We start from the raw sequence: 11,042 nt of genomic DNA, 5'->3' as shown, positions 1-11,042 counted from the left end.
TCCAGCCGATCGAGGTGGTCGGCCGCCGCGCCGGGGTCGGCGCCGCTCACCTCGTCACCGGATGGTTCCACGGGGAACCGTGGGGCGAGGTCCCGGTCCGCACCGGCCGGGTCCGTCCCCACCTGGTCCAGGCGCGACACGCCGGTCGCGGTGGCCTCGATCACCACCCATCCGGCGGGCGTGTCGAGCACCCGCACGGCCCTCCCTGTGGTCCCGCGCGTGGTGGTCACGCCTCAGACCACGCTCGGCCGGTCCGGGTCGGTGACGTCGGCACCGGCCGTGTCGAGGCGCTCGAACAAGGAGTCGGCGCCGTCGCGGGCGACCGCCGACATCTCGGCGGTGGTGATGGGCACCGCCTGTAGTCGCGTGAGCAGCGGCCCGGTTCCGTCCGGCCCGCCGGTCTCGTCGACCACCTGCAGTCGGGGCCACAGGAACGGCGGCGCCAGGACCAGGTGCTCGCAGCGCCGACCGGAATCAACGATCCCCACCGCGTTCGGGATCACCGCACCCGGTGCCACGTGGATGGATCCTGAGGCCACGGCCAGCGCGCACGCGTCCAGGACGTCGGCCATGGCCCGGTGGCCGGTGCGACCCACGGTGACGAACTCACTGCGGATCTGTCGCCCCTCGGGCGTGGTGACGTTGGTGGGCAACTCGCGGGCACCGACGGTGGCGTAGGTGGTGAACCCGGGGGCGGGGACGTTGTCGACGACGACGACGTCGCAGTGCCACTGAGTGGTCTGGCCCTCCTCGTCGGCCTCCGTCTCGTGCGGGTAGTGCAGGACGCGAACCGACTCTGCCTCGCCGAAGAGGCCCTCAAGCCCGGAGAGATTCGCCTTGTCAGGGACCGGCGCTGTGCTTTCGCCGATCACGCCAGCTCACGCAACCGCGGCTCGAGATCGGTCTTGAACAGGTCGAGGAAGCGCTTCTGATCATGGCCGGGCGCGTGGAACACCAGGTGGTTCAGGCCCGCGTCGACGTAGTGCTCGACCTGCGCCACGGCGTCGTCTGGGTCCGAGGCCACGATCCACCGCTTGGCCACCTGCTCGATCGGCAGCTCGTCGGCCAGGCGTTCCATCTCCCGCGGTGAGTCCACCGAGTGCTTCTGCTCGGGGGTCAACGACAGCGGCGCCCAGAAACGGCAGTTCTCCAGCGCCGCGGCCGGGTCGGGATCGTAGCTGATCTTGATCTCGATCATCCTGTCGATCCGGGAGGAGTCGCGATCATTGATCCCCGCGCCCTCCTCCACGGCCGGCAGCAGCTTGTCGGTATACAGCTCCATGCCCTTGCCGGAAGTGCAGATGAAGCCGTCGCCGACGCGTCCGGCGTACTTCGCCACCACCGGGCCGCCGGCGGCGATGTAGACCGGGACGCCCTCGGCGGGAACGTCGTAGAGGAACGCGTCCTTGGTGGTGTAGTACTCACCCTCGAACGACGTGGTCTCGCCGGTCCACAGCTCGCGCATGAGGCGGACCGATTCGCGCAGGCGGGCGAACCGCTCCTTGAACTCGGGCCACTCGCCCTGATGGCCCGTGGCGATCTCGTTGAGCGCCTCACCGGTGCCCACGCCCAGGAACACGCGGCCCGGGTAGAGGCACGCCATGGTGGCGAAGGCCTGCGCGAGCACCGCCGGGTTGTAGCGGAATGTGGGCGTGAGCACGGAGGTGCCCAGTTGCAGTCGCTCGGTGCGCTCCCCCACGGCCGTCATCCACGCGAGGGAGAACGGGGCGTGCCCGCCGTCGTGACGCCACGGCTGGAAATGGTCCGAGACCGTCGCCGAGTCCATCCCTGACTGCTCCGCCAGGACCGCGTACTCGACCAGGTCGCGCGGGCCGAACTGCTCGGCCGAGGCCTTGTACCCGAGCTTCAGGGCGGAGGTGGGGGGCATCGACGACTCCTCAGAGGTTGTGTGAGCGTGAGGTCACCGACGCTGTGGTCGGGGCACTACAGCCGAGTATGCCAGCGGTAGCGCCCGGGAGTTCCGGGCGTGACGCCGAGAGGGCCTCGCCCCGGCGTCCACGAAAAATGCTGATAAAAAGCTGAGGTCGCTTGCGAGGTTCACCAGTTGGGAGCCTACTCAGGCTCGCCTGCGGGCAAGCCGGTACACCTGACAGCGCCGATAAGGATTTGCCAATCCAATTGGATTGTGAAGAAATATGTGCAATCCTCTTACGGGGCCATCGAGGCCCGACGTCGATCAGCGTTCGAATGCGTACGGGGCCGACACACCACATCAGATTCGGGCCCGACTGGCGGCCCCCACGGAAAGGCGCGTCACGTGAACGCCAACCACCCCCTCCCCCCTGACGCCCAGCTCAGACAGCAGGAGCGCAGCCGCAAGCGCAAGGCGATTCTCGCCGGCGGCGTGGTCCTCGGCCTCGGTGCCGCCGCGACCCTGGCCGCGTGGTCCGATGATGTGTTCTCCTTCGGCGAGTTCGGTACCGGCTCCTTCGAGCTCCAGGGCAACGTCTACGGCGACGCCGCTGCGGGCTATGAGAATTACGACGAGGCGAACGGTGGCGCCTTGTCGTTCGTGATCGCCCCGATGAACATGGCTCCCGGCGACACCGTCTACGCGCCGATCTCCATCGCCACGGCGCTGACGACGTCGACCTCTGCTGACGTGACCCTGGCCGGTGCGACCAGCACGGGGGATCAGACCCTGTTCAACGCCCTCCGGTACGAGGTCCGGACGATCGCTGCCGGGGGTGTCTGCGACGCGACGGTCTTCGGCGCCGGCACTCCGTGGCATGCACAGTCGGCTCTCGGCGTCGGGGAGTCCGCTGCCTTCACGGTAGGAGCCGAGCAGGCGGACCCGCGGCACCTGTGCTTCGCGGTGACCCTCCCGGATACCGAGGCCAACGGCGCCGACGAGATGCAGGCGCTCACGACCGGCCCAGTCGTCTGGCAGTTCACCGGCGAGTCTGTCCCGGCCACCTGATCCGTCTCTGATCGCGGGGGGCGTTGCGGTGAGTCCCGCCACGCCCTCCGCTCTCCCATGTAGTGAAAGGACGACGGGTGTCCGATTCCCCCTCTCCCGCCTCGACAACCGATCGCCGTCGCCGCGTTCGCGCGCTGCTCGCAGGCGGCCTCGTGCTCGGTCTCGGCGCTGCGGGCACGCTCGCGGCATGGACGGATTCCGAGTTCGCACGCGGCGTCTTCACCTCGGGGCAGTTCAACATCCAAGGCAACGAGAGCACTTCCACCCCCCCGGCCAACGGCACGTGGACTGACCACTACACGGCCGCGGGCGCCGCGCAGCTACAGTTCTCCACCGGTTTCAACAGCCTCTCGCCCGGTTCCACCGTGTACGCGCCCTTCTCGCTCCGGATAGACCCCACCCGGGCGAGCTACGGCGCAACAGTGCACATCAGATCAACCGCCAGTACGGGTGACACCACCAACCTGATGCCCAAGCTCAGCTGGAAAGCGCGAACCGGAATCGCGCCCGCGACCTGCGCGGCTGGGACCTTCACCGGTGGAACCCCACTGGTGCCGTCACCGGACGGGGCGGGAGTGCCCATGAACTACACCGCGCCGGCGACTCCTCCGTCTTTCACCCTCAGCAACGCCGGAGCCCCCTCCACGACCCCGGTCTCGGTGTGCTTTGCCGTGACCATGCAGCCACAACCGGCGAATGTGGCCCCCAACGATCCTTCGTGGACGTTCACGACCCCGGTTACCACGACCTGGGAATTCTCGGCGGAATCGACCCCATAGCAGTCCCAGCCGCCACGATCCCAGACGTCATGAAAGAAGGAGGTGAGACCGATGTCTGCCCCACTAGCACGCACCCGCATCGGACTCGCCGCCCTCGCGACGGCGGCGGCTGCAGGCGCAGCGTTAGCAATCACTCCAGCCGGTGGGACGATGGCGAGCTTCGTCGACCGCGAGTTCTCCCGAGGCGTTTTCACCTCCACCAACTGGAACGTCCAGGGCAATGTCACCGCCGATGCGAACTCGGGTTGGACCGACCACTTCACCGAGAGCACCGCGGCGACTTTTCAGCCGGCGGTCGGTGACGTGATCCCGGGCTCGACCCGGTCCTATTCCCGATTCGGCCTCCGCGTCGCGCCGGGATCGACCGTCGGCGGGACCGTCACCATGTCTGCTGGCGTTCAGGTCGCGCCCAGTACCCAAGCAGGCCTGTTCCGGATGCGCATCGTGCGGACAGCCTCTACGACCTGCGCCCTGAGTTCCTTCGCCTCTGGGGCCACCTTCGTCGTGGGCTCAGCCGGAGACCTGGCCGGCAACTTCGGAACCATGCTCTCCGCACCGAATTCAGCGGGACAGTTCACGCTGCCGGCCACTGGCACGCCGACATACCTCTGCTACGAATTCAGTCTTCCCAGCACACCCCCGAGCGGTCTCACCAATGGTGCGGTCGCAACCGTCCGCTGGACCTTCAACGCGACATCGGCGGCCATATGACACTCGGTACGACTCACCCACAGCAGCCGGATCAGGCGACCCACCACATGAGGCCCCGGGGGTCGGCGGTCTCCCGCCTCTCTGACGCCCTCCTCTCGGTGTTGTCATTCGCTGGCATCCTCTGCATCATTGCTGTGATCTGCGCGTTCGCCTTCAACATCTCGCTGATCATGTTCAAGACCGGTTCGATGAGCCCGACCATCCCGACGGGTTCGCTCGCCGTCGTCCAGGAGAAGCCCGCTGCAGACGTCCGCGTCGGGGATGTGACCACTATCGACCGTCCCGGCCAGCTTCCGGTCACCCACCGGGTGACGGCCGTAGAACCCGCGGCCACGGGTATGTACGTGATCCGAATGAAGGGTGACGCCAACGACACCGAAGATCCGCAGGCCTACGAAGTCAGTTCCGTCCGCAAGGTGCTGTGGTCGACACCCGGCCTGGGCTACTTCGTGGCCAAGGCCCAGAACCCCACTGTCATGGCGGGGACGACGCTTGCCATGGCCCTGCTGGTGACATGGGCTTTCTGGCCCAGGAAACGGAATGTCTCGTGAGCAGCCGACGACCCCTGACGACCCGACTGGCGATGGCCTCGACGGTTGTCCTCGGGGTGCTCGGTCTGACGGTGGGCGCCACGATGACCGCCCAGTTCACCGAGGCCTCCTGGACCGATCGTGAGATCGGCCAGGCGTCCGCACAGGCCCGCTGGATGGAGGGCTTCACCCGGGTCACCGATCCAGGATGGAAGATGCGTGGGGATCGGGATGCGGGCCTCCCGAACTCGATCGGAATGAGCAGCCCTCAACAGCCCGTCACCCGCAACTTCACGTTGTCCTATCCCACCGGATCCCCTCTCGCCACTGGTGCCGATGACAACCGCAGCAGCTTCGGCAGTCCGACCTCTTCCGAAATCGTCCCTTCGAGGAACACGGGCGACGATCTCTGGATGGGAAGGTTTCCTTCAGGGCCATTCCAGGGAGAAACTCAACCCGCCCATGCTTCACACTGCATGTCATTTCCGACGCCAGCGAGTATGACCGCCACCACAACCACGTGTTCTGCAGGGTCCAACCCTGCCCCCCGGCTCGTCGCTCATCAGAACACCGTCGGATACACGTACTCGATCGTTGCCTCCGGAGCAGGCACCAAGACCGCGCGGGTAAATGTGAGCGGGTTCGGCTCCATCGCTCAGTGTTTTCCCGACGGCACGTCCTCTGCCACCATCACTGAGAACAACAGCGTTCTGGAGCTCGCAAACCACACCGGGAGTCTCAACTATTCCTACAACCGCGAACAGAGCATCAAGTCGTTCATCCCCAACAGTGACGACTCGGCAGTGCGGTACGACGGCACAACCAACCAATGGGCGCGCTACAACGTCAATAACAACTTCTGGGGCACAGCCCCAGACGCCTCTTTCGTTCTCCTGGCCAATATCCGCAAGAACACTTTCCTGACCGATTACTACGCACTAGCCGAAATGGACATGGTCATTCAGGTCTACAGCGCCGGTGGCGGCAGCAGCGACAACGCCACGTTCATCGACCAGATCAATCTCCCGATCACTCGATCCGAATGCGGCTTCAGCAACGGCACCTCCCCTATGCCCATGCGCGCCGGAACCTGGCGGGGGGACCCGCACCAGCTCGGGTGGCCAGAGAAGTGGCAGACCGTCGTTCCGAACGCCAATGGACGACTTCAGACAGTAACCCACGATTCCACCGGCACATCTCCGGCCGACGCCACCGTCGGCGTGTCCTCTCGAATGGCTCTTCAGGCCGAGTCCGAGACCACCACTCTTCCGACCGGGACCACGGTGACGTCGCCCATCGACCGCGCCACAGGCACCGACACCTCCACCGCGGCACCGCCGGACCCGTCCGGCGAGAACACGAACACGACCGCCGGAACGACCTCCGCCACACCGACCGCCACCGCCACCCCGCCAGCGACGACGTCGAACACCACGACGAGCACCTCCCACGCGACCGCCATCCCCACCGAGCCCGGAACCCTGTCCGCGACCGCCCAGACGCAGACCGTGGGAACAGTCGAGGCCGACGGAACGGAACTCGACGTCGTCGTCAAGGGCGCCACAGTCCCCTCCGACGCCCCCACCGCCCTCCCCGCGCTGGACACCTGGATCAACGAGGGCACCCGCCCGAGCGGCGTGTGGAGGACCCTCGCGTCGAGTGATCCGGACTCCGACGGGTGGCGATGGGCCGCCGTCAACCGGGAGACCGGCACGGTGGTGTACGTCCGTTGACGCGCCCCTCGACCGTGGCAGTCGGTGAGATTCGCCACGCACCGGACGTAGATGTAACGATTCGGCTACTGACGGCCATAACCTGGATGAATCGGCGGTCATCGCGGGTCGACCCGCACCGGAGCCCCTCTCCCGGTCCGACCGCCGGGTGATGGCTTTCGGAGGAGCTATGCGGATTCGACACGCGGCCACCGCGCTGGTCGCCCTCGGTTCCGCCTCCGCCTGTGCACTGGGCGCGACGCTCGTCCTCCAGGACCGCGGGGAGGACGCCCGCGAGCAGGCCCTGCGCAGTTCATCCTGGTCCGTGCAGGCCTCCACCGACTTCGGCACCACCTGGACCGCGCCCATCTCCAGCTACGGGGGGCACTTCCCCGTCCGGGTGGACACCGCGGCGCTGCGCACCCGGTCCGCGTACCAGCCCCTGACCCTCCGGACGAGCGTCGACTCCCGCGCGGATGCCCACGTGGTGATCGACAGGGGCGCGCTGGTGGAGGGAGACCCCACGACTGCCGCCGAGGTCAGGATCCGGGCCGTCACCACGAGTGGAGGCGCCTGCGCCGCGCCCACGTTCGCCAGTGGCGCCCCCAGCATCCTGGTCGGCGACGCGGGCCAGCCCAAACCCGTGGACGCCGCCACCGCCGGCCAACCGATCGTGCTTCCCGCCGCCACCCGCACCACCGCGGGACCGCCCGTCACCGTGTGCCTCGAGCTGAGCATGGACTCGGCGTCCCCGGCCCCCGACTCGGTACTCATGCTCGCCTGGCCCATCGAGATCACCCGCGCAGACGCCGGAACCTGACGCTCGCGACATCAGACCTCACGAGACGTCCCTGGCCGCCTCACGTCGACGAGCCGCGGCCCGGTACACCCGCTCATGCGTGGCCATCACCGTCCTGGGATCGGCGCCCACGACGCGCGGCGGCGCCGACCGGGGTTCGTCGATCGCGGTGTGCACCGCCCACGTCAGACTGCCGGGATCCCGGGGATCGTACACCTCACCCGAGTGCTCGTCCGGATCGCAGCGGTCGAACCACTGCTCGCGCAGGAACCCCACGGCCGGGAGCACCGGCGCCACCCCCAGGTCCCGGCACATCTCCAACCAGGTGGAGTGGGTGGCGAAGCGGTACGGCAGCACGCACACGTCCAGGGCGGCGAACTCGGCGAGCAACGGCCCGAGGTCCCGGGCCTCGTAACGGGTCAGCCGCACCGACTCCCACCCGCCCTCCGCCGCGAGTTCGGCGACCAGGTGGTGCCCGCCGCTCTCGCGGTCCTCGCCGCACGCGTCGCGCCAGGCCTGGGACTCCACGACGATCCGCAGGTGCGCACCGCGTCGGCCGGCCGCCACCGGCGCCAGCAGGTCCAGGAGCTCCGGGCCCTCGATGTTCTCGCCCATCCGTTCCAACAACACCCCCACCACGATGTCCCCGGGAGCCCGGAGATGGCGGGACGCGCGGATGGCAGCGGAGATCTCCGCCTCGTCGAGCAGCCTGGGATGCGGCACCACCATGGCGTCCACGCCCCACCGCACCCACAGTTCCCGCGCCGCGACCTCGGTGAGCGTCAGCACCTGGGTCGCGGCCCCGACGAGCATGCCGGTGTGACTGCGGTGTGGCTGCGCGTCCTCGTGGGAGGGGTAGACGATGTCGTGCACGGTCAACACCATCGGCACGCCGGCCCGTGACAGGCGTTCGATCACGTCCCGGGCGCTCTCCGGATTGAGGTAGTCGTAGCCGAAGTGGACGTGGGCCACGTCCACGTGGTCCAGGTCCTGATCGGGGGGTGGAGCGGGGTCCCTCGCGTACGTACCGGGGTGCGATTCACCGTTCACCACGCCCGGCCGCATCGGCACGATCTCGATCTGCTCCGAGCACCCCAGCCCGGTGATGCGCCGCACGGCGGGGTGCGCGGCGGGCAGCACCGCCACCCTCGTCCGGGACGCGCCGCCATGTGACCGCATGAAACTTAGTTTAGACCCCTACGCAAGTCGTCGATGAGGTCTCCGGCGAATTCCAGGCCCACCGAGAGGCGGACGACGTTGTCCGCGATGCCCACGGCGGCGCGCGCCTCGGGCTCCATCGACGCGTGGGTGGTGGTCGCGGGATGGGTGACCAGGGTCTTGGCGTCGCCCAGATTGTTGGAGATGTCGATGATCCTCAGCGCGTTGAGCAGCGAGAAGCACCGTCCCTTGCCCCGGTCCGCCTCGTCGTCGTCGAACTTCAGGCCGAACGTCACCACCGACCCCCCGCCCGACATCTGCTGCCTCGCCAGGTCGTACTGGGGGTGCGAGGGCAGCATCGAGTACCGGACCCAGTCCACCGCGTCGTGTGACTCGAGGAACCGCGCCACCTCGAGCGCGTTGGCGGACATCCGCTCGACCCGCAGGCCCATGGTCTCCAGGCCCTTGAGCAACACCCAGGCGTTGAAGGCGCTCATACCGAACCCTGCGTGACGCATCAGGTTCTGCACGGGTCCGGCGATGTACTCCTCCGGGCCCAACACGGCACCGCCCAGGACCCGGCCCTGACCGTCGATGTGCTTGGTGGCGGAGTAGACCACGATGTCCGCGCCCAGCTCGAGTGGCTTCTGGTGCAGGACGGTGGCGAAGACGTTGTCCACCACCACCTGCGCGCCGGCCTCGTGCGCCAGGTCGCACACCGCCCGCACGTCCACCAGTTCCTGCATGGGGTTGGAGGGGGTCTCGAAGAACACGGCGTCGGTCGGCTGGCTGAGTGCCTCGCGCCACTGGTCCAGGTCGGCGCCGTCAACGAACACCGTCTCCACGCCCCACCGGGGCAGGATCTCCGCGCAGATGACGTAGCAGGAGCCGAACAACGCTCGCGAGGCCACGAGCCGCGAACCGTTGCCGAGCAGCGCGGCCAGCGAGACGAACACCGCCGACATGCCGGAGCTGGTGGCGAAGCACGCCTCGGCGCCCTCGATCTGTCGTAGCCGCTCCTGGAACATCGCCACGGTGGGGTTGCCGTAGCGGGAGTAGACGAACCGCTGGATGTCGCCGTTGAACGACGCCTCGGCCGCCTCGGCGGACTCGTAGACGTAGCCGGAGTTGAGGAACATCGGCTCGGTGGTCTCCTCGAAACCGGTGCGCATCTGCCCGGCCCGCACGCCCAGCGTGTCGGGGTGGAGTCCGTCGGGGAGCTCGTTGTTTCTCATCCGCTGCTTTCCTGTGTGTTGTCGGTGTTGCGGGTGGCGGGTCGGTACTCGCGGCCGGTCAGGCGGATCAGGACTGTCGCCAGGGCAGGCCCGCGACCTTCCACCCGTTGACCGAACCGCGGTGGCCCTGCTCGTCCGGATCTCCCTCGAACCCCTCGGCGACGTTGTAGGCGGGACCCAGTCCGGCGGCGGTGGCGGCGCTCGCCGCGGCGGCCGACCGGTGCCCGCTGCGGCACAGGAACAACACCGGCGTGTCGGAGTCCACCCCCGCCTGCGCGAGCTGTTCCAGGAAGCGGTGATTGGGCTCCCCCGCCGAGGTCATCCACTCGATTCCCACCACGCGCCTGCCCAGCTCGGACAGGTCCGCGCCCCCGACCCACTGCCACTCGGCGCTCGTGCGCACGTCCACCAGGACGGCGGAGGGGTCGGTGGCGAGCAGATCCCACGCCTGGTGCGGCGCGAGGTCCCCGGCGTAATCGCTCATGGGCCCTGATTATGCTCCCCCCGCCACCAGTCCGCCCGGTCGAGGTCCGCCGGACGCGCCCCCGTGCCATGATCGGGCCATGGCACCGACCCCCTCCGCCGCCCCCATCAGAGTGGCCGTCGTCGGATCCGGACCGGCGGGCGTCTACTCCTGCGAGGCCCTGCTGGCGTGGGCCGACCAGCACGGCAGGGACATCGTCGTGGACTGCCTGGACAAACTGCCCGTACCGTACGGTCTGCTGCGCCACGGTGTCGCACCGGACCACCCCCGGATCAAGGGCATCGCCCGCACGCTGGAGGCGATCGTCACCGATCCGCGGATCCGATTCCTCGGCAACGTGGAGTTCGGCCGGGACCTGACGGTGGACGACGTGCCCCGGCTCTACCACGCGGTCATCCTGGCCACCGGCGCCCTGGCCGACCGCGAACTCGGCATCCCCGGGGAGCACCTCGAGGGCTCCTACGGCGCCGCGCAGTTCGTCACCTGGTACGACGGCCACCCCGACGCGGACCGCACGTGGGCCCTGACCGCCGAGCGCGCCGCGGTGGTGGGTGTGGGCAACGTCGCGCTCGACATCGCGCGGATGTTGGTGCGCACCCCCGAGCAGCTCGAGGCCACCGACATTCCCGCCCACGTCCGCGAGGGCTTCGGCACCAGCGCCACCCGGGTCGTCACCGTGACCGGTCGGCGCGG

At 68.4% G+C, this 11,042-nt stretch carries 12 protein-coding genes and 1 pseudogene; 7 read left to right on the top strand and 6 right to left on the bottom strand.

Going from position 1 to position 11,042, the window contains the following annotated elements:
* The 3 genes and pseudogenes from G6019_RS17425 to fgd form a co-directional block, all read right to left on the bottom strand.
* Positions 1 to 230, bottom strand: a pseudogene (locus tag G6019_RS17425) (methylated-DNA--[protein]-cysteine S-methyltransferase); the annotation flags it as partial.
* A gap of 3 nt (positions 231 to 233) precedes the next feature.
* Positions 234 to 872: a suppressor of fused domain protein gene (locus G6019_RS14375; protein WP_107757418.1), complete on the bottom strand. Its 639-nt coding sequence runs from the start codon at positions 870 to 872 to the stop codon at positions 234 to 236.
* Positions 869 to 1,888: a glucose-6-phosphate dehydrogenase (coenzyme-F420) gene (gene fgd, locus G6019_RS14370; protein WP_182612057.1), complete on the bottom strand. Its 1,020-nt coding sequence runs from the start codon at positions 1,886 to 1,888 to the stop codon at positions 869 to 871. The genes G6019_RS14375 and fgd overlap by 4 nt, the downstream gene beginning before the upstream one ends.
* 390 nt (positions 1,889 to 2,278) lie before the next feature.
* On the opposite strand from fgd, the gene G6019_RS14365 reads away from it, so the two are divergent.
* From G6019_RS14365 to G6019_RS14340, 6 genes are all read left to right on the top strand, one after another.
* Complete coding sequence (locus tag G6019_RS14365; protein ID WP_159078015.1) at positions 2,279 to 2,941, top strand: SipW-dependent-type signal peptide-containing protein; 663 nt, start codon at positions 2,279 to 2,281, stop codon at positions 2,939 to 2,941.
* Positions 2,942 to 3,018: 77 nt separating this feature from the next.
* Entirely contained in the window at positions 3,019 to 3,720 is a 702-nt protein-coding gene (locus G6019_RS14360) for a SipW-dependent-type signal peptide-containing protein (protein ID WP_159078016.1), read from the top strand.
* A 51-nt stretch (positions 3,721 to 3,771) separates the two neighbouring features.
* Positions 3,772 to 4,431 (top strand): hypothetical protein, encoded by a 660-nt coding sequence (locus tag G6019_RS14355; protein ID WP_182612056.1) that lies wholly within the window; start codon positions 3,772 to 3,774, stop codon positions 4,429 to 4,431.
* A gap of 98 nt (positions 4,432 to 4,529) precedes the next feature.
* Positions 4,530 to 4,982 carry a signal peptidase I gene (locus G6019_RS14350; RefSeq protein ID WP_309230259.1) on the top strand — a complete coding sequence of 151 codons (453 nt, stop codon included), beginning with the start codon at positions 4,530 to 4,532 and terminating at the stop codon, positions 4,980 to 4,982.
* A gap of 83 nt (positions 4,983 to 5,065) precedes the next feature.
* Positions 5,066 to 6,694: a hypothetical protein gene (locus G6019_RS14345; RefSeq protein ID WP_182612055.1), complete on the top strand. Its 1,629-nt coding sequence runs from the start codon at positions 5,066 to 5,068 to the stop codon at positions 6,692 to 6,694.
* A gap of 169 nt (positions 6,695 to 6,863) precedes the next feature.
* Positions 6,864 to 7,493 carry a hypothetical protein gene (locus G6019_RS14340; RefSeq protein ID WP_107757424.1) on the top strand — a complete coding sequence of 210 codons (630 nt, stop codon included), beginning with the start codon at positions 6,864 to 6,866 and terminating at the stop codon, positions 7,491 to 7,493.
* An 18-nt stretch (positions 7,494 to 7,511) separates the two neighbouring features.
* Here G6019_RS14340 and G6019_RS14335 read toward each other — a convergent pair whose 3' ends face one another.
* From G6019_RS14335 to G6019_RS14325, 3 genes are all read right to left on the bottom strand, one after another.
* Complete coding sequence (locus G6019_RS14335) at positions 7,512 to 8,651, bottom strand: hypothetical protein (RefSeq protein ID WP_194305770.1); 1,140 nt, start codon at positions 8,649 to 8,651, stop codon at positions 7,512 to 7,514.
* A gap of 5 nt (positions 8,652 to 8,656) precedes the next feature.
* Positions 8,657 to 9,865, bottom strand: a complete 1,209-nt coding sequence (locus G6019_RS14330) for an O-succinylhomoserine sulfhydrylase (protein ID WP_107757426.1) — start codon at positions 9,863 to 9,865, stop codon at positions 8,657 to 8,659.
* A gap of 67 nt (positions 9,866 to 9,932) precedes the next feature.
* Positions 9,933 to 10,349 carry a rhodanese-like domain-containing protein gene (locus G6019_RS14325; protein ID WP_107757427.1) on the bottom strand — a complete coding sequence of 139 codons (417 nt, stop codon included), beginning with the start codon at positions 10,347 to 10,349 and terminating at the stop codon, positions 9,933 to 9,935.
* 79 nt (positions 10,350 to 10,428) lie between these two features.
* Here G6019_RS14325 and G6019_RS14320 point away from each other — a divergent pair.
* Positions 10,429 to 11,042 (top strand): FAD-dependent oxidoreductase (locus tag G6019_RS14320; protein WP_182627856.1); only part of this gene is annotated, 614 nt, incomplete at its 3' end.

This window comes from Dietzia sp. DQ12-76 (assembly GCF_014145045.1).
In the GTDB taxonomy this organism is placed as follows: domain Bacteria; phylum Actinomycetota; class Actinomycetes; order Mycobacteriales; family Mycobacteriaceae; genus Dietzia.
Note: the sequence above shows the minus strand (reverse complement) of the source record. Positions and strands in the feature narration are given on the sequence as shown.